Below are 19,126 nucleotides of genomic sequence, written 5' to 3'. Positions count from 1 at the left end.
TATTAAATAATCCTCAATACGTCGATTATTTGTAGTACTTCATCTATTATGGCAAACCCGCATGCCTTTTAAATTCATCTTTGCTACATAATTCAAATATTAAGTAATAATGAAAAAGCCTTTATTTACTCTTCTACTATTTATTTCTATTCAGTTATCTGCTCAAATAACACTTACAGGTAAAGTTGTAGAAAGAAACACCAAACAACCTTTAGAATTTGCCACTATAATTTTAACCAATCCAACAACAAACAAAGTTGTTGCTGGAGAATCTACTAATAGCCAAGGAGAATTTTTAATGAATATTAAAAAAGGTCAGTATAATATTAAAGTGGAGTTTATTGGTTTTAAAAATCATTCAATAAACAATATTTCACTAACCAAAAACCAATCACTTCAAACTATCCTTCTTCAAGAAGACTTACAAGCCTTAGATGAAATAGAAATTACAGCCGAAAAATCTACCACGGAGTACAAACTAGATAAACGTGTATTCAATGTTGGTAAAGATTTAGTTTCTAAAGGTGGTTCTGTTAATGATGTTTTAAATAACGTTCCGTCAGTAAGTGTAGATATTGAAGGAGGTATAAGCTTACGTGGCAATCCGAATGTTCGTATTTTAATTAACGGAAAACCTTCTGTTTTAACAGCAAACAACGGCTTAGAGTCAATTCCTTCCGAAAACATAGAAAAAGTTGAAGTAGTTACCAACCCTTCCGCTAAGTATGATGCTAGTGGAACAGCTGGAATCATCAATATTATCTTAAAAAAAAATAAAAGTGGTGGTTTTGGTAGCTCTTTACAGCTAACTACTGGAATTCCTGATAATCATAATATCAACTACAATATGAACTACAAAAAAGAGAAATTTAATTTATTTTCTAATATTGGATATCGTTATATGTCTTTCGATGGAAATGGGTACTTGAACAGAACTAACCTCGATAATGGGACAGTAACCTCTTACTCTAACAGAGTTACAAATACTACTAGAAGCCGTAGTACTTTTAATCTTTATTTTGGAAGTGATTATTACATTAATGATAAAAACACCCTTACTCTAAGTTACTACCATAGAAACAATACAAGTAAAAACAAAGTTGATTATACTTTTAATTTTTTAGACAACACGCAACAAACAGATAGCATTCTTACTACACAAGAATCATATAGAGAGCCCCAAAAGGCAAATCAAATTGAACTAAATTACGTAAAAACGTTCGCCAAAAAAGGACAAAAATTTACTGCTAATTTTCAATATGATTTTTGGAATGATGACGAAAATGAATTAGTTAAAGAACAACAACAATTTCCTACAACTTCGGCTATAAATATTCTACGAAGTAGAGATATAGAAAGTAGTAAAGATTTTTTATTCCAATCTGACTTTAAACTACCTATTATTGAAAAATCACATTTAGAAATGGGAATAAAAGGAGAAATTAGAAACATTGATAGTGATTATAAAGTTTGGGATAATGCTGTTATAATTGATAGTTTAAACAACTTATTAAAATATAATGAGCGTATTTATGGAGCTTATATTCAATATGGAAACAAAAAAAATAAACTTCAATACTTATTAGGCTTACGTGCTGAACATGCCAATACTGGAAGTACCGATAGAAACAATCAATTTAAAACTAGTAAAAAGTATACTGATTTATTTCCTACTGCCCATTTTACATACAGCTTTAATCAAGCTACTAATTTGCAATTAAGTTATAGTAGAAGAATTAGACGCCCTAGTTTTTGGCACTTAAACCCTTTTGGTGGAATTTCTGATCGAAGAAACATACGCGTAGGTAATCCTGATTTAAACCCAATGTATACAAACTCTTTCGAATTAGGTTTATTAAAAAGATGGAGTAAATTCACCTTAAACCCTTCTATATATTACCAACGAACTACTAATGTGTTTGAAACTTTGGTTGTAACAAACTCTTTTGGAGCTTTAATTTCCAAACCTATTAACTCAGGAACTGAAAAAAGATTTGGTGCTGAATTAGCCATTCGATATTCTCCTTATAAATGGTGGAGACTATCTAGTGAATTCAACTATTATTCTTTCGACCAAAGAGGAATATATACTGTTGATGACAACACATGGTCTACTCGTTTAAACTCTAGAATGAAGTTTTCAAGATTAACTATTCAATCTAGCATAAATTATCTTGGAGAAAGACAGAGCGGACAAATATTTTCTGAAGCTCAGTATAGAGCTAACATCGGAGTAAGTAAAGACTTTTGGAATGACAAAGCTACACTTACTTTAAACATGAACAATATTTTTGATTCTAGAGTAAGTAAACAGTTAATTACTGGTGAAAACTACATCGCAACAAGGTATAACAAACCTGTTGGTAGATACTCTTCTGTAACTTTTACTTATCGATTTAACAGAACAAAAAAGGACAGAGATCGATTACCTGATTAATTATTGTTCTACACAATTAAAAAAGGGTTAAAAGTAATTTACTTTTAACCCTTTTTACAGTTAACAAAAAATCAATTATAAAACGCTACGTAACCACATTTTAAACTTAGTGATTAGGTAGAATAATATCGGTACTACAATTAATGTCAAGAAAGTTGCTATGAATAATCCATAAATAACAGTCCATGCTAATGGACCCCAGAAAATTACATTATCCCCTCCAACATATATATGTGGATTCAACTCACTAGCTAAGGTAAAGAAATTAATATTTAAACCTGTTGCTAATGGAATTAACCCTAAAATGGTTGTGATTGCCGTTAAAAGTACTGGACGTAAACGTGCTTTTCCTCCTCTAATAATAGCTTCTCCTAAAGTATGTACATCTACAAACTCATCAGAAGACAATCCATGTTCTACTTTTTTACGATCAATTAATAACTGAGTATAATCGAGCAGTACTACCCCGTTGTTTACCACAATACCTGCCAACGAAATAATTCCCATCATAGTCATCATAATTACGAATGGTTTTGCCGTAATAATTAATCCTCCAAATACTCCTATTAAACTCAAGAAGATTGCTAGCATGATGATTGCTGGCTTAGAAACTGAGTTAAACTGGAAAATTAAAATCAAGAAAATTAATCCTAAACCTCCAAAAAATGCTTTCATTAAGAATGCCATCTGTTTGTTTTGCTCTTCAATTTGTCCTGTATAGTCAACTTTTACCGAATCTGGTTTTTCAGTAAATGTCTTCATTTCATTTTGAATTTTTGAAACAATCGCTGCAGCATCTGTATACCCTGGTGCTAAAGCAGAATATACGGTTACCACTCTTTTTACATCTTTATGCTTAATTGCACTAAATCCTGAGGTATTTGTTTGTTTGGCTACTGCCGATACAGGAATTTCTTTGATCGTTCCTGAAGACATATCTCTAAAAGTAATTTTCTGATTAAAAATTGCACTTTTATTATACCTGTTTTCTTTATTAAAACGAACATAAATATCATAGTCATCACCATCTTCTTTGTAAATACCCGCTTTAGAACCAAAAATAGCATTACGCAATTGGTTTCCTACTTGCGATGAACTTACTCCTAATTCTCCTGCTTTTTTACGATCAACATTTACCAACATTGATGGTTTAGATTTGTTTACATCAATCTTTAATTCATCAATACCTGCAATACTTTTTGAGTTGATGAAATCTCTCATCTTTTCTGCAGTATTGATTAATTCTGCATAATCATTTCCTTCTAGCTCAATATTAATAGGATATCCTGCTGGTGGACCTACCGCTTCTTTTTCTACTGAAATTTCTAATCCAGGGTAAATCCCTCTTAATGCTTCAGTAACTTTTCTTTGTAACTCTTTACTATCAGCTCCTCTACGGTATTTGTATTCACGCATTGAAGCAGTTATTTTTCCTTTATGAGGCATTTCTGCAGTTGAACCTCCATCTGTTTGTGGATTTCCAGAACCAGCTCCCACCTGAGACACTACACTCTCTACTAAGAAATTATAACCATTATCAACATATTCTGGTGAGTTTAATACTTTATACACACGTTCTTCCAAATCTTTCATTATCAGATTTGTCTTTTCAATATCAGTTCCTTGTGGATATTCGATATAAACAATAATCTGGTTTGGTGTGTTATCTGGGAAAAATTCAACTTTTGTACGTTGACTTCCTATTGAAGCTCCAAAACCTCCAAAAGCGATAAACAATAAGACTAAAGTGCCTAAAGAAATAATGTATGGTCTCCAGCCTCTTAGAGCTCCTCTTAACATTTTTTCATAAAAACGCTCCCAACGTGGCAACACTGTATTTTGAAAACGATTTGCCCAAGGGCGTAGAGCTAATCTGTAAATCCACAACATAATCGCTGTAAAAATCATTACAGTTCCCAATGCTCTATAAGTTCCCCCTAATAGCGCTATTAACAATCCTATCACTGCCATTACTGACGATAAGATAATAATACGTCTTAATGGCATATTTTTATCTTCAACACTCATAAACTGTGACACTAACACTGAGTTAAAAAATATTGCCACAAATAATGATGAACCTAATACCACAGATAATGTTACAGGGAAATAAATCATAAACTGCCCCATAGTTCCTGGCCACATTCCTAACGGAATAAAAGCTGCTACTGTTGTTGCTGTAGAAATAATAATTGGAAATGCAATTTCTCCAATTCCTTTTTTAGCAGCTTCAATTCTAGGCATACCTTCATCCATTAAACGGTATACGTTTTCAACAACCACAATACCATTATCTACCAACATTCCCAGTCCCATAATTAATCCAAAAAGAATCATGGTATTCATGGTATATCCTAGCCAACTCAATATCATTAATGACATAAACATTGACATTGGTATCGCAAATCCAACAAATAAGGCATTTTTAAACCCTAAGAAGAACATTAGTACTAATACTACTAAAATTACCCCAAAGATGATGTTATTTACCAAATCATCTACCTGACCAATAGTTTTTGAAGATTGATCGTTAGCTATGGTTACTTTTAAATTACTCGGAAATATATTGGCTTTGGTATCTTCTACTATTTTCTGAATTTTTTCAGCAGCCTCTACCATGTTTTTCCCTGAACGTTTTTTTACATCCAGCATTACTACTGCTTCTCCAAACTCACGAGCATAGGTAGTTTTATCTTTATCTTTAAAAGAAACCTTTGCTATGTCTTTAAGGTAAATTGAATTTCCTTTTTCTGATTTTACTACAAAATCTTGTAATTCTTGTGGATCTTCAATTTCTCCTAAAATTCTAACAGTACGTCGTTGTCCACTAGCAATTAAATTACCTGCAGACATTGTTAAGTTTCCTCCATTAATTGCATTAATTACATCTTGGAAACTTACTTGCGCTGCCATCATTTTGTAAATATCAACTGCTACCTCAACTTCTTTTTCTTCAGCACCACGGATATCTACTTTTTTTATTTCTTGTAAATCTTCAATTTCGTCCTCCAAATACTCACCAAATTCTTTTAATTTATCTACTGGGTAATCTCCCGAGATATTGATATTTAGAATTGGCATTTCTTCAGAAATACTTAGTTCAAAAACATTTGGTTCTACTTTAGCTCCGTTAAACGTAGGCCAATCTTCTCCAGACGTTTCTTGATCTATTTCATCTTTTACTTTTTGTTTAGCTTGATCTACTGATATGTTTTCATCAAACTCAACAACCACCATTGAATAGTCTTCTTGAGATGTAGAGGTTATTTCTACTACATTACTTACCGTTTTAAGTCTATCTTCTAACGGATCGGTAATTAACTTCTCTATGTCTTCAGCTGTATTTCCTGGATACAGAGAACTTATATAAATTTTGGTTTCTCTAATTTCTGGGAAATTTTCTCTTGGCATACTTAAAAAGGCAGAAATACCTGTTATAAGTATCATAACCATCATTACGTAGATAGTTGTTTTATTATTTATTGCCCAAGAGGATAAACCAAACTCTTTATCTACTTGTTTTTTTTGTTTTTCAGTCATTAGACGGATAATTTTTGGTGTCTTATTTTGCTTCTTCTGAAAGAGTTAATACCTTAACCTCTTGTCCGTTTTTTACACTACGAGCTCCTTCTTCAATAATTTTTGTTCCGTTTTCAATTCCGCTTAGAACTTCAATAATATCTCCTTGTGTTTTTCCTGTAGTTATAATTGTTTGTTTAGCGGTTCCTACCTGATCTTTTAAGTCTTCTACCACATACACATATTGTTCTCCATTAGCATTTTCTGAAATAATACTTTGAGGAATTAAAATTGCTTTCTCATTTGAGTAATCATTGATTTTTAACTTAGCTGTTAAGTTTGGTTTTATGCTTCCATCTTTATTTGGAACTTCAACTTCTACTTTAAAAGTTCTGTTTGCTGGATTAATAAAGTTACCTGCTTGACGAATTTTAGAAGTTAACTTTTCTCCTAATACTGGAAACTCAACCTCAACATTTTTTCCTTTCTTAATAGAAGTAATATAGCTTTCAGGTACATCTGTTTCGATATACATGTTTTTTAAGTTTACAATTCTGAAAACTTCAGACCCCATTCCTGGTGCTACTACTGTTCCTTGCTCTTTTATTACATCATCAATTACTCCTGAAAAAGGTGCTGTAATTACCGATTTTGCTAACTGTCTTCTTAATTGACTAACCGCGTTGGTTTGTGCTTCATAGTTAGTTTTAGCTTGTAAAAACTGAATTTCAGATCCTATTTTTTGTTCCCACAAACGTTTTTGACGTTTATATGTTGTTTCTGCTAGTGCTGCTTGTGCTTCTATTTGAGCTAATTGATTAGCTAAACCTCCATCATCAATTTTCGCTAAAGTTTGTCCCTTTTTAACATACTGCCCTTCTTTTACGTAAATACGTGTTAAAAGCCCTGGCATTTCAGGATAGATAAGTACATTTTGCTTTGTTTGTACTGCTCCTTGTAATTCTAAATAGTGATCAAAAACCTCTTCCTTAGCAGAAAGCACTGTAATTAATGGAACTTTTTTATTGGTATCTAACTCAGAAATTTTATCGTTTAAAACCTTAATTTCATCAGATAGTGTTTGCATTTGTGTGTCTAACGATGCTTTTTTCTCTCTAATTTTCGCTAAATCATTAGATGCTATTACGTCTTGTACAGACTGCTCTTTTTTACCTCCACATGAGGCTAAAAGCAATGTAATTGCGAATAGTGAATATATTTTTCTCATTATAGTTGATTTTATTTTAGTGGTATGTTTAATGCGTTTTCTAATTGTGCTTTTTTAGCAATTACGTTTAACATTGATTGTACGTAATTGTTTTGCTGCGTGTATAACTGATTTTGTGCTTGTAGCAAATCAAAACTTGAAGAAATTCCTTCAAAAAACTTTACTTGTTGCTTTTTTTCTATTCGCTCAGCTAACGCTAAATTTTTCTTAGCTGTTTCGTAGTTTTCAATTCCTAATTGATACTCACTTTTAGCTCTCTCTACCTGTAAGTTTAGCTTCTGCTTTGCTTCTTCTAATCGTATATCTGCATTTTCTAATGCTATTTTTGCTTGTGCTGTTCTAGAGCTTCTTCCAAAAGAACTGAAAATAGGCACATTTAATGTAACTCCAAATAACGAATAGTCAAACCATTTTTGATTACTGTCTAAAAAGTTAAAATCGTCTGAGTTAGCATTAGCACCATAGTTTATAAATGCTGATAAACTAGGTAAAGCTTTACTTTGTTCTAACTTCATTAATAAACGCTTACTTTCCCTGTCGTTTTGAGCTATTTTAAAATCAATATGGTTATCGATATTAAATTGGGTAGCTAACAAACTTAAGTCGGTGTTATCAATAACTAAATTATCTAATGTAGAGGTTAATGTTAATTTAGTTTCAATTGAGTTTCCTAAAGAAACATTCAACATTTGATATGCTATTTCCTTTAGTCGTTCAGCATTTCTTAAGTTACTTTCTACATTACCTAAAGTGATTTGTAATTGTTCTACATTTTCTAACTCTGTTAACCCATTATCATAAGTCTTTTGAGTTTCATTCAAGTTTTTCTCTAGTACTTTTTTATTGTTCTCTAAAATCTCAATTGATTTTTCAGTAACCAATACATTTCCATAAGCATTAATAACAGCTTCGCGTGTTGCTAATTCTGTTTTTTCTTTTGCTTGCTCAGAGATTTTCAAATATGTTTTTGCTGATTGTAACCCTACCAAATACGAACCATCAAAAATTAACTGAGATAACGTTACCGATGCATTCATTGTTTGTTTTGTTCCAAATCTTAAAGGAATAAAACCTGTTGGTGTTGTTACCTCATTACCATTTCTTACAACCCCATCAAAATATTCTTCAACAATATCTATTGTACTTTGAGTATTATCAAAAGCTGCAACAGGCAGTAAAGACACTTGCTGTTTTATCCAGTTTTGATACTCTACTTTACCATTAATTTGTGGCAAACCAATAGTGGTAGTTTCCCACTTTTTCTTTTTAGCTGCTTCTATATCATTTAAGGACACTTTATTGTCGTAACTGTTTTTTATAGCATAATCAATTGCTTCTTGCATTGACAAACTCATTTCTTTTTCTTGAGCAATGATATACCCTGTAAAAAAGAACACAAATACACCATATATGTATTTCCTCATTGTTTTTAGTTTTTATTTATTTTTCTTAATTGTTTTTCTAATTCTTCTACTCCTTTTTGAGTTGCTATTGCTCTAATATGATATTCTAAAATTTCATATTCAATTTCCATAACCTCTTGCATGTCGTTACTATACAATTCGCTTTCAAACACACCAAAAACAAGTGTGAAATAAAAATTGACTAAAAGCTCACCTTTTATGTTTGCTCTATACAAACCTTGTTCAACTCCTTTTTTTAAGTTGTCTACATTACAATCTCTAAACATACACACCTCTCGTTCTATTAGTTTTGTATACGTTTCCGGATAGTATTTTTTTAATTGATACATTGGTGAAGTTTTTGCATTTTTAAACATTTCTTTAAAAATTGCTTTCACTGCAAACTCTTCTTCAACTGCATTATAGTTTTGGCTTTTCACTGTATCAATCGTTTCGCTAATTGTATTATGAACCGATTCTGTACTAGCATCTACCAAAGCTGTTTTATTTGAAAAGTACTTGTACAATGTTTTTTTAGACATCCCAAGTTCTTTCGCAATATCATCCATCGTTGTGCTTTTAAACCCAAGGGTTAAAAACATTTCTCCTGCTTTATTAATTATTTTATCTCTCATAATTGTTTGCAAATGTACAACAGGAAACTCTAGAAACAAAAAAAGTTTCCAGAGTTTTAATCTTTTTTTAACATTACGTTATAGTTAAAATTTATCTTTACCTTATTTTTACAAAAAATTTCAAATTTGGACATATTATCATATCAATCAGACTTTATAACTTTTTTAGAATCTCAAAAATTTTCAAGAGAGCCTAAAAACCTTTATGAACCAGTAGACTACATACTAAGATTAGGCGGTAAAAGAATTAGACCAATCTTAACCTTAATTGCTGCTGATGTTTTTTCAAACGATTATGAGAAAGCATTACCAGCTGCATTTGCTGTAGAAGTTTTTCATAACTTTACTTTAGTACACGATGATATAATGGATGATGCTCCTTTAAGGAGAGGAAAGGAAACTGTACATGAAAAATGGAATATAAACACAGGGATATTATCGGGGGATGCTATGCTTATTTTAGCATATCAATACTTTGAAAACTATGAACCTGAAATTTTCCAAAAACTAGCACAATTATTTAGTAAAACTGCTTTAGAGGTTTGTGATGGTCAGCAATTAGATGTTGATTTTGAAACCAGAAATGATGTAACTATTGATGAATACATTAAGATGATTACATTAAAAACTTCTGTTTTAGTTGCAGCTGCTTTAAAAATGGGTGCTATTGTTGCGAAAGCTGATGAAGAACAAGCTCAACACTTATACAACTATGGATTAAACCTAGGAATTGCTTTTCAGTTACAAGATGATTACTTAGACACTTTTGGCGATCCTGAATCTTTTGGTAAACAAGTTGGTGGAGATATTATAGAAAACAAGAAAACATACCTTTATTTAAAGGCTTTAGAAGTAGCAAATGGTACTGACAAAGACGATTTATTAAATCTTTATAACGGAAAACAAAAAAATAACACTGAAAAAATAGCTACAGTTTCAACTATTTTTAAGGAGAATAACATACCAGAAGAAACACACAAACTTATTGAGTACTATACAGATAAGTCTTTCGAAAGCTTAAATTACCTTAACATTTCTGATAAGCACAAAGAAGGCTTACGTGCTTTTGGTAAAAATTTAATGAGCAGAAAAGTGTAAAAAAATAGGTTTTTATTTAAAAAAGTTTTTATTTTTGCAATCCAAATTTAACGGGTCCTATAGCTCAGTTGGTTAGAGCACCTGACTCATAATCAGGGGGTCCATGGTTCGAGCCCATGTGGGACCACCTTTAAAGCATCAACATTTAGTTGGTGCTTTTTTGTTTTTACTAATTACTTAAAAAAAGGATTCTATTAATTTTTAATTCATCTTTTTTTCAATCATTCACCAAACCAAAAACTACAGACAACTCATTTTCAACACCAAAAAAATAAAAACACATATTTTTTTCGTATCTTTAAGTCACTCCTCGAATTTTTTTTTCTAAGAATAAATTATCAATTTACTAGCGATTTAATTTTACAGTATAACCAACGTGTTGAATTAATCAACAACAAACAGACAGAATGAAACAAAACTAACACTTACAACTCTTCATTAGTTATAGCACTCTCAGTAAATCTTTATCGCACAAACTTTATAGAGATGACTACTAAAGAAACCGAACTTAAAGAAAGTATAGGCTTATTTGCTACAAAAAAAGAGCCTAGGAAATCTTTCGCTACTTATCAAAGAAATCAAAATAAATTCTACCTCAGCACTCTAAACTTAATTGATAGAAAAGCAGCAATTATGCTAAAAGTAAACGCTACAATACTTTCAGCATCTGTTATTTTCTTTAACTATATTACCGAAATTCACTTCGGTATTAAAATTGCAGTTATTCTAATTATAACATCGTTTACTTCTTTAATATTCTCCATATTAGCTTCTAAACCTAATAGTTTAGCCTTTTACAAGAGGTTTAAAAGAGATGTTGTTTCTAAATACAAGAAAAGAGAAGAAAACCTTTTTATGATTGGTATGTCTAGCGGTAAAACTTTAGAAGAGTATGAAAAAGCTTACAACAAAGTTTTAAATAGTCAAGAATTACAAATAGGGAATCAAGTTCGAACCATGTTTTTATTAGAAAAAGAAATGAAACGTGGTTATTTTTATTTAGAACTAGCCTATAGTAGTTTTTTAATAGGACTTCTTATTTTAATTATAGTACTCTTTTTTGCTAATGTTTAAGTTTTTTCAATAAAAGCTTCTATTCTTTCATTATCAATAAAAACTCAAGCCCCTATATTAAACTCACTATTTAAAAATGACAAATATCATTGAAAACAAACCTATTAATCAATATTTTAGATTAAACTCAACTAATTATTTTTATCATGAAAGTACTTGTATATAGTTCCAAAAGCTTTGAAATACCTCACTTAAAAAAAGCTAATAAAGAAAAGCTTCAGCTAACATTCTTAAAAGAAGCTTTATCATTAAAAACAGTGACATTAGCTAAAGGATATGATGCAGTATCTATATTTGCAGCAGATGAAGCTGACTCCACTATCATAACAAAATTGGATAGCTTAGGAATTAAGTATATAACTTTAAGATCGGCAGGATACGACAATGTAGATCTAAAAACTGCCTCCAACCTCAATATTAAGGTAGCTAATGTACCTGCTTATTCTCCTTATGCTATTGCTGAACACGCTACTGCACTTTTGCTAGCTTTAGATAGAAAGTTGATTGAGTCTAACAAGCGTATAAGTAATTTTAACTTTGCTCAAGAGAACCTTATTGGTTTTGATTTAAACAACAAGACAATTGGTATTGTTGGAACGGGAAAAATAGGCTCTATTATGTGTAAAATTATGCATGGTTTTGGATGTAAATTATTAGGACACGATATTAAAGAGAATAAAGAGCTTGTTGATACTTATCAGTTACAATATGTATCTTTAAAAACTTTATGCAAAAAGGCTGATGTTATTTCTTTACACACACCTTTAACTAAAGAAACCTATCATCTAATTAACAGTGACTTGATTTTTGAAATGAAAAAAGGTGTTATTATTATCAACACAGCCAGAGGTGCCGTTATTAATACAGAACATATAATAGTAGGATTAGAAAACGGAAAAATTGGAGCTTTAGGCATTGATGTATACGAAAAAGAAAAAGGTATTTTTTTTAGTAATGACTCTCAAAAAGCTCATGAGGATAAGCTTTTAGTAAAATTAATAGCTATGCCAAATGTACTTATTACTGGCCACCATGCCTTTTTAACCAATGAAGCAATAACCAATATTGCTAGCACTACTATTTACAATCTAAATTGTTGGAATAACAAAAAAGCAACAGAAAACGAACTCAGTTACAAAGTTTTTAAATAAGAACCTTATTTCTTATAAATATTATTAAAATATTTTTTTTGCCTGTCTTTATCTAAGATTTCCAAATCGTATCTTATCTTTATTTTTGTACCAATTGGCGCATAATAATAAATAACCCAAGCATCTGCCTCCCTTGTTCCAATACAACCATGAGAATACGCTTTTCCTAAAGTTATAGGGTTTGTTGTTGGATGTATCATTTGCCCATTACGTATACCATTTATTTCTGTTTCAATAAAAGGAATTTGAGGTAGCTCAGTTCTTTTATCATCATCTCTTTTAGTAGTAAAATACTCATGATTATTAACTGGATTTACATAACGTGGTTTTCGAACATAATTCACAATAAAACCTTTACCTGTCTTCGTTTTTAAATCCTCTATCCTGTCAGACATTTTTAAGTATTTTTTTTCATTTCTTCCTACTCTTATAGGAAAGTCATATAACTTTAGAGAATCTTCATATATTCTAAGTTTAAATTCAGGAATATTAATATCTATACTTGTCTTTTGAAAAGAATTAAGCACCTTTTTTGCTGCCGTAGAATCAGGGATTACTATTAATGATCCCATAGGCAAGACAATCATTTTTTTCTGACTAAAAACAAAAGAATCCATAGCTTTCATCCTATAATAATCAGTATTTTGAAGTGTATCTATAACCCAAGGGTTTGACCTAACTAAGAGATGCTCTGTCAACGTATAAGGAACTAATGAATCATACTTTTTGACAATAGAATCTATATACTCAAAATAATTTTCTACAATAATGTTGTTACAAACTTTAACCATAATTGGTAATGTAGATTGAGCTATAGCTTTATCATCAATTGCTTTTCCCTTTGAAATAGTGTTTTCATCTCTTAAAAGACAAACCTTTAAGGTAATCATGAATGCAAGGGTAAAAGTAATTTTTAATATCTTAGACATGCTTTGTTGTTGACCTTTATACTTATCGTTGTTATTTAATAAAGATAAGTTCTCTAGTAACTTTGTTAAATGATAATTATCAATTTATAGCTTTCTTTAAACTTGCCGCTTGTTTAAGTATAAATTGATTGGTAAGCACCTCTCTCGCTTTATCATAACCAATAGTGAAAATTTCATCAAGATGTTTTTTATCAAAAATACCATACTTACTTATTTTTTTTGATGAAATTACCAGAGTACAATCATTAAATTTTGCATAATCATCCTTAAAATATTTAAGTCTAAAAGCACGCTTCATAACGTTATGAGAATATTTTAATTCTTTAATGGTTACAGGACTGAAACCATTTACATAACTCCCTATTATTATATCGCATTGCGGTTTTAATAACCCTACTGGAAAATTATTAAGTGTTCCTCCATCTATATAATAAGAATTGTTAATTTTTACGGGAGCAAAAACACCAGGAAAAGCTGCAGATGCCAATACAGGTCTTATAAGCTCTCCTGCGTTAAATGTTTTTAGAATTCCTTTTAAAATATCTGTTGCTGTAATTACTAATGATTTTTCAAGATGGTTAAAATTATCTTCCTTTAAATAAGCATTAAACTGTTTATAAAACTTTTCAGTATCAATAAGCCCAGGCTTTCTATATGCATATTTTTTAATATCTAATATTTGAACACTTTTAAAAAACTCTAACATATCTTTCCAGTCATAACCATAAGCATATAATGAGCCGACTACAGCTCCTACACTAGACCCTGAAATATGTGTTGGAAAAAGCCCAAACTCTTCTAAAGCTTTTATCGCTCCAACATGAGCAATACCTCTACTACCTCCACCTGAAAGAACTAACCCTATACTCATAACACATTTACTTAAAATTTATACTTAAATTTATAATCAAAATATTTTATTTGAAATGATATCTATCAGTTTCTTAATATGATTTTTATCATTTTAAACACCTTTTGATCAATATATATTTAATAATAACATTAAACTTAACTTATGCTACGCTTTGATATCTTAACTAAGCAGCTAAAGTCATTTTTTATAGAAATTGGAGAATTAGTATTTTTTACAGCTCGTTTCTTTAAAGAAGCTTTTAAACGTCCTTTTGAATTAAAGGAACTAATGTTACAATGTTATCAAATAGGTTATCGTTCGTTACTATTAGTTAGTATTACTGGTTTTATAATAGGTTTAGTTCTTACTTTGCAAACTCGCCCAACTTTAATGGAGTTTGGTGCTGTATCTTGGATGCCTTCTATGGTTGGTATTTCAATTATAAGAGAAATAGGCCCTATAATCACTGCTTTAGTATGTGCAGGTAAAATAGGTTCTGGTATTAGCGCCGAATTAGGTTCTATGCGTGTTACCGAACAAATAGATGCTATGGAAGTTTCTGGCATAAATCCTTTTAAATATCTAGTAGTTACCCGAGTTTTAGCCGTTACTCTCATGCTCCCTTTACTAGTAATTATAGCTGATACTGTTGCTTTGCTTGGGTCTTTTTTAGTTGAAAGCACAAAAGGAGATGTCTCTTTTATTTTGTATTTTAATCAAGTATTTGATGCTATAAAGTTTGGAGACGTAGTTCCAGCTACAATAAAGTCCTTTTTCTTTGGAGCTGCAATAGGAATTATTGGTTGCTTTAAGGGGTATAACTGTAAAAAAGGAACTGCTGGTGTTGGTAAAGCTACAAACACAGCTGTTGTAACTGCTTCTTTATTACTTTTTATTATTGATTTTATAGCCGTTTTTGTAACTGATATCTTTTTTGAATTATGACAAATACCCTTAACAAAAAAGTAGTTCTAGAAATTAAAGACTTATACAAAGCTTTTGGAGACAACCATGTGCTTAATGGATTTAACATGAGCCTTTATGAAGGTGAAAATTTAGTAGTCATGGGAAAATCAGGGTCTGGAAAATCGGTTATGATTAAATGTTTAGTAGGTTTAATGGAAGCTGATGAAGGGATTATTTCAGTGATGCATCACGATATAACCAAACTAGACCAAGAGGCTTTAGATATTTTACGAACCGACATAGGTTTTCTATTTCAAGGTAGCGCACTATATGACTCTATGACTGTCCGTGAAAATTTAGAATTTCCATTGCGAGGTCGTACAAGAAAGAATAAAAAATTAATTAACACAGAAAAACTGGTTGTTGAAGCTTTAAAAAATGTTGGATTAGTCCACACAATAGACATGATGCCTTCTGAATTGTCTGGAGGTATGAAACGACGAATTGCTTTAGCACGAACCCTTATTCTACAGCCAAAAATTATTTTATATGACGAACCTACAAGTGGACTGGACCCTATTACTGCGAAAGAAATTATTATCTTAATGCAAGATATTCAAAAGAAATACAACACATCATCGCTAATTATTACCCACGATGTAGATTGTGCACGTGTTATTTCAGATAGAATGATCTTACTTATTGACGGTATTGATTATGCTACAGGAACATTTAAAGAATTATCTAACTCTGAAGATCCTAAGATTAAAGCTTTTTTTAAATAAAAATTATGAAAACAACAAACTCACAAAAATTTAGGTTAGGATTATTTGTATCTATAGGTACAATTCTTTTTGTTTTTGCTATATACCTCATCGGGCAACGTCAAAGTATGTTTCAAGAAAACTTTACTATTAGTGCTTACTTTCAAAATGTTAATGGATTACAAAACGGAAATAATGTTCGTTACTCAGGAATAAACATAGGGACTGTAAAAGACATAACTATGATTAATGATTCTACCATAAAAGTAAATATGGTAATTGATAAAAAAATAGCCATTCATATAAAGAAAAATGCTGTTGCAACTATAGGTTCTGACGGGTTAGTTGGGAATATGATTGTAAATATCGTTCCAGGAAAAAAAACAGAAGCTTTAATTAAAAATGGAGATGTCATTAGGTCTTATAACAAAATTGGAACAGATGATATTTTAAACACCTTAAGTGTTACCAATAAAAATGCAGCAATACTTACTGCCGATCTCTTAAAAATAACCGACAAACTATTAGAAGGTAAAGGTACTTTAGGAGTTTTACTGAACGATACCATTATGGCAAAAGACATGAAACAGTCTGTTAGCAACTTAAAGAAAATAAGTTACCAAGCATCTAGTACAATTAATGAATTAAACCAAGTTATAACTTCGTTAAAAACAGACGACGACACCGTTTTAGGGGTGTTAATTAATGATTCTATTTCAGGTAAAAAATTAAAATCTATCTTAAATAACATTGATGCATCAAGTGTAAAAATTGATAGCCTTGTAGAAAATATTAATGTTTTGGTTGATGATTTTAACTCAAGTAAAGGAGCTTTTAACTACATCACTAAAGACACCTCTTTGGTTAACAGTTTAAAATCCACACTTCAAAATATAAACGAAGGAACAGAAAAATTTAATGAAAATATGGAAGCTTTTAAGCACAACTTTTTAACAAGAGGATATTTTAGAAAATTAGAAAGACAAAAGAAAAAAGCCGAAAAGAATAAATAACTTGTTCTGCCCCCTTCAAGCAATATTATTCTTTCTTTTTTGAATCATCTTTTTTAAAACCAATTTTCCTTCTTGATTCTTGGTCTTTTCTTTTTAACTCCGCTTCTAACCTTTTATACCTACTTATATCTTTAATCGTTACAACCACAGCGGCAATATAATTTTCATTATCAATTATAGGTCTTCCACTCAACAAAACCCTTCTAACTTCATTCGTTTCTTTGTTCATTAATAACACATCAATATCGTTAGTTATTTTACCTTCTAAGGCTAGTTCAGCTGGTAGGCTTTGAACAGGAAAAACCTTTCCATCATATGAGTTTAGCACTTTAAAATGATCCGAAAAGTCAACAGATATTTTTGAATCATCTTCTATACCAAAAAGCTCATTAGCAACCTCGTTAGCCAATATAACCTGCTTATCAGTATTGGCAACTAACACACCATCACTAATGTTTTCTATAATCATATTCAACTTTTGCTGATTCTCATACAACTCATTAATTCTTTTTTCACTCTCTTCTTGAAGTAATAAATCTTTAGTAATATCTCTAGCTACAGCATACAAGGTTCCTGTGCTTGTATCTGAAGTGGCATTCCAAGACAACCATTTAATACTTTTATCCTTGCAAATCCATCTATTATTAAAACTTACTAAGTTCGCGCCTTCTTCTAACTTTTTAATTGCCTTTTCAGTCTTTTCAAGATCTTCAGGAAAAATATAGGTAGCAAACGGAGTATTCAAAAGTTCTTCAGCTGTATACCCTAAAAGATTACTTAAAGAAGAATTAACTTTTAAAAACTTCTCATTAGATGCTATAACTAAGCTATCTGTAGAAATATTGAAAAAAGTATCCGCCTCCTTTTGCGATTCCATAATTGTCTTTCTTTCTGTAATATCTGTAGAGATACTTCCAATAGCATATACCCTATTAGAAATATCAAACAAAGGAAATTTTACTGATAAATATGTATGCTTTCCGTCTGACTGCTCAATCTCCTCCTCCATTTGAATTTCTTTTCCCAGCTTCAAAGCCTCCAGGTCAGCGTCAAGATACCTATCTGCTAATTCTTTTGGTAAAATGTCGTGGTCCGTTTTTCCTATTAAATCTTTATCATATACTTCAAAAATTGACTGATACTTCTTATTCACCAGCATATACTCGCCATTTATCTTTTTTACTGATATAGCATTTGTTGTATTGTCAATTATTGAGTGTAATAGTTTTTGACTTTTTAAAAGTTCTTCTTCCGATTTTTTTTTGGCTTTTAGTTGCTCTTTTAAAATAAAAAAAACTGTTGTTAACATTCCCAAAATAACAACTATCAACCCTAATGAAACCCAATTCCAAAAACCATTATCAGTAGTAAAATTTATTAAATAAACAACACCTAAAGCTATAACCATAATACTATTTATGATATAGCCATATAAATTTTTTCTTTCCATTGGGATCTTCATTTACATATGACATTTAACATACTAATATATTGAATTTTAAAAACATAAAAAATGACAACCATCAATTAAACCACTATTTTTAGTAAACTTAATCCCTTTTTCCCAATTTTATTAGTCTGATATATATCATTTCAAACAACTAAAATTCTTTTTACTTTTCAACATCCTTCTTTTACTGATTTACAGTATAAAATAATTATTAATGAATTTTTAATATCATGAAAAAATCAATATTTCTTTTACTCGCTCTAGGAATACAAATATTAGTTAGTTGTAACTCTAAACCTGATGTAGAAAAGCTACTTAAAGAGCGTGAAACAAAATCTGAAATATTCAAAGCTATTACAGAAAATCATGACTATATGACTGAGTTTATGGAAACAGCACATAATAATGAGCACGCTATGCAAATGATGATGAATAAAGGAGTGATGATGAATAATATGCACGGAAATAAAAATATGATGCATCAAATAATGAATGATAGCACTCAAGTGGATAAAATGTTACAAATGATGCTTCAAAGGGGAATGATTAATTATGAATGTATACAATCTTGCATGAAAAAGATGAACTCCAAAGAGGTTATGGATGAATAAAAAATAGTAAACTTTAAAATAACAATCATGCTTCATTATAAATACACCTTTGACA

Annotated in this window: 15 protein-coding genes and 1 tRNA gene; 9 read left to right on the top strand and 7 right to left on the bottom strand. The window is 30.6% G+C overall.

The window, feature by feature from the left end; translation table 11 throughout:
• Positions 1-109 precede the first annotated feature (109 nt).
• Positions 110-2,437 (top strand): TonB-dependent receptor, encoded by a 2,328-nt coding sequence (locus VCM48_RS12075; protein ID WP_482270667.1) that lies wholly within the window; start codon positions 110-112, stop codon positions 2,435-2,437.
• A gap of 75 nt (positions 2,438-2,512) precedes the next feature.
• On the opposite strand, the gene VCM48_RS12070 is transcribed toward VCM48_RS12075, so the two are convergent.
• From VCM48_RS12070 to VCM48_RS12055, 4 genes are read right to left on the bottom strand one after another with little or no spacing between them, the layout of a single operon-like run.
• On the bottom strand, positions 2,513-5,977 hold the full coding sequence (locus VCM48_RS12070; RefSeq protein WP_482270666.1) for an efflux RND transporter permease subunit: 3,465 nt from the start codon (positions 5,975-5,977) through the stop codon (positions 2,513-2,515).
• 22 nt (positions 5,978-5,999) lie between these two features.
• Complete coding sequence (locus VCM48_RS12065) at positions 6,000-7,184, bottom strand: efflux RND transporter periplasmic adaptor subunit (RefSeq protein WP_274640828.1); 1,185 nt, start codon at positions 7,182-7,184, stop codon at positions 6,000-6,002.
• Positions 7,185-7,195: 11 nt separating this feature from the next.
• Positions 7,196-8,608 (bottom strand): TolC family protein, encoded by a 1,413-nt coding sequence (locus tag VCM48_RS12060; protein WP_274640829.1) that lies wholly within the window; start codon positions 8,606-8,608, stop codon positions 7,196-7,198.
• A 5-nt stretch (positions 8,609-8,613) separates the two neighbouring features.
• Positions 8,614-9,222, bottom strand: coding sequence for a TetR/AcrR family transcriptional regulator (locus VCM48_RS12055; protein ID WP_274640830.1), 609 nt, complete (start codon positions 9,220-9,222; stop codon positions 8,614-8,616).
• 126 nt (positions 9,223-9,348) lie between these two features.
• On the opposite strand from VCM48_RS12055, the gene VCM48_RS12050 reads away from it, so the two are divergent.
• The 4 genes from VCM48_RS12050 to VCM48_RS12035 all read left to right on the top strand — a co-directional run bounded on the left by VCM48_RS12050 (position 9,349) and on the right by VCM48_RS12035 (position 12,545).
• Positions 9,349-10,320: a polyprenyl synthetase family protein gene (locus VCM48_RS12050; RefSeq protein WP_482270665.1), complete on the top strand. Its 972-nt coding sequence runs from the start codon at positions 9,349-9,351 to the stop codon at positions 10,318-10,320.
• 53 nt (positions 10,321-10,373) lie between these two features.
• Positions 10,374-10,447: transfer RNA gene (locus tag VCM48_RS12045), tRNA-Ile, on the top strand.
• 359 nt (positions 10,448-10,806) lie between these two features.
• Positions 10,807-11,394, top strand: a complete 588-nt coding sequence (locus tag VCM48_RS12040) for a Pycsar system effector family protein (RefSeq protein ID WP_274640960.1) — start codon at positions 10,807-10,809, stop codon at positions 11,392-11,394.
• A 146-nt stretch (positions 11,395-11,540) separates the two neighbouring features.
• Positions 11,541-12,545 carry a 2-hydroxyacid dehydrogenase gene (locus tag VCM48_RS12035; protein ID WP_482270664.1) on the top strand — a complete coding sequence of 335 codons (1,005 nt, stop codon included), beginning with the start codon at positions 11,541-11,543 and terminating at the stop codon, positions 12,543-12,545.
• A 5-nt stretch (positions 12,546-12,550) separates the two neighbouring features.
• On the opposite strand, the gene VCM48_RS12030 is transcribed toward VCM48_RS12035, so the two are convergent.
• Both VCM48_RS12030 and VCM48_RS12025 read right to left on the bottom strand, forming a co-directional pair.
• The gene (locus VCM48_RS12030) at positions 12,551-13,474 is read right to left on the bottom strand and encodes a L,D-transpeptidase (protein ID WP_482270663.1); all 924 of its coding nucleotides are present in this window, start codon (positions 13,472-13,474) and stop codon (positions 12,551-12,553) included.
• A 79-nt stretch (positions 13,475-13,553) separates the two neighbouring features.
• Complete coding sequence (locus VCM48_RS12025; protein WP_274640957.1) at positions 13,554-14,345, bottom strand: patatin-like phospholipase family protein; 792 nt, start codon at positions 14,343-14,345, stop codon at positions 13,554-13,556.
• A 144-nt stretch (positions 14,346-14,489) separates the two neighbouring features.
• Between VCM48_RS12025 and VCM48_RS12020 the strand changes: the two genes are divergently transcribed.
• From VCM48_RS12020 to VCM48_RS12010, 3 genes are read left to right on the top strand one after another with little or no spacing between them, the layout of a single operon-like run.
• Positions 14,490-15,272 carry an MlaE family ABC transporter permease gene (locus VCM48_RS12020; RefSeq protein ID WP_274640956.1) on the top strand — a complete coding sequence of 261 codons (783 nt, stop codon included), beginning with the start codon at positions 14,490-14,492 and terminating at the stop codon, positions 15,270-15,272.
• Entirely contained in the window at positions 15,269-16,018 is a 750-nt protein-coding gene (locus VCM48_RS12015; protein ID WP_274640955.1) for an ABC transporter ATP-binding protein, read from the top strand. The genes VCM48_RS12020 and VCM48_RS12015 overlap by 4 nt, the downstream gene beginning before the upstream one ends.
• Positions 16,019-16,023: 5 nt before the next feature.
• Entirely contained in the window at positions 16,024-17,010 is a 987-nt protein-coding gene (locus VCM48_RS12010; RefSeq protein WP_274640954.1) for an MlaD family protein, read from the top strand.
• Positions 17,011-17,035: 25 nt separating this feature from the next.
• On the opposite strand, the gene VCM48_RS12005 is transcribed toward VCM48_RS12010, so the two are convergent.
• On the bottom strand, positions 17,036-18,460 hold the full coding sequence (locus VCM48_RS12005) for a PAS domain-containing protein (protein WP_274640953.1): 1,425 nt from the start codon (positions 18,458-18,460) through the stop codon (positions 17,036-17,038).
• A gap of 230 nt (positions 18,461-18,690) precedes the next feature.
• Here VCM48_RS12005 and VCM48_RS12000 point away from each other — a divergent pair, with 230 nt between their 5' ends.
• Complete coding sequence (locus tag VCM48_RS12000; RefSeq protein WP_482270662.1) at positions 18,691-19,071, top strand: hypothetical protein; 381 nt, start codon at positions 18,691-18,693, stop codon at positions 19,069-19,071.
• Positions 19,072-19,126: the final 55 nt, after the last annotated feature.

Source organism: Tenacibaculum sp. DPLXC6, assembly GCF_056815515.1.
Note: the sequence above shows the minus strand (reverse complement) of the source record. Positions and strands in the feature narration are given on the sequence as shown.

Coding starts and splice junctions, on each gene's coding strand:
- VCM48_RS12020 (WP_274640956.1), top strand. CDS start 14,490: ATGCTACGCTTTGATATCTTAACTAAGCAGCTAAAGTCATTTTTTATA.
- VCM48_RS12065 (WP_274640828.1), bottom strand. CDS start 7,184: ATGAGAAAAATATATTCACTATTCGCAATTACATTGCTTTTAGCCTCA.
- VCM48_RS12005 (WP_274640953.1), bottom strand. CDS start 18,460: ATGGAAAGAAAAAATTTATATGGCTATATCATAAATAGTATTATGGTT.
- VCM48_RS12035 (WP_482270664.1), top strand. CDS start 11,541: ATGAAAGTACTTGTATATAGTTCCAAAAGCTTTGAAATACCTCACTTA.
- VCM48_RS12075 (WP_482270667.1), top strand. CDS start 110: ATGAAAAAGCCTTTATTTACTCTTCTACTATTTATTTCTATTCAGTTA.
- VCM48_RS12000 (WP_482270662.1), top strand. CDS start 18,691: ATGAAAAAATCAATATTTCTTTTACTCGCTCTAGGAATACAAATATTA.
- VCM48_RS12070 (WP_482270666.1), bottom strand. CDS start 5,977: ATGACTGAAAAACAAAAAAAACAAGTAGATAAAGAGTTTGGTTTATCC.
- VCM48_RS12055 (WP_274640830.1), bottom strand. CDS start 9,222: ATGAGAGATAAAATAATTAATAAAGCAGGAGAAATGTTTTTAACCCTT.
- VCM48_RS12015 (WP_274640955.1), top strand. CDS start 15,269: ATGACAAATACCCTTAACAAAAAAGTAGTTCTAGAAATTAAAGACTTA.
- VCM48_RS12060 (WP_274640829.1), bottom strand. CDS start 8,608: ATGAGGAAATACATATATGGTGTATTTGTGTTCTTTTTTACAGGGTAT.
- VCM48_RS12040 (WP_274640960.1), top strand. CDS start 10,807: ATGACTACTAAAGAAACCGAACTTAAAGAAAGTATAGGCTTATTTGCT.
- VCM48_RS12030 (WP_482270663.1), bottom strand. CDS start 13,474: ATGTCTAAGATATTAAAAATTACTTTTACCCTTGCATTCATGATTACC.
- VCM48_RS12010 (WP_274640954.1), top strand. CDS start 16,024: ATGAAAACAACAAACTCACAAAAATTTAGGTTAGGATTATTTGTATCT.
- VCM48_RS12025 (WP_274640957.1), bottom strand. CDS start 14,345: ATGAGTATAGGGTTAGTTCTTTCAGGTGGAGGTAGTAGAGGTATTGCT.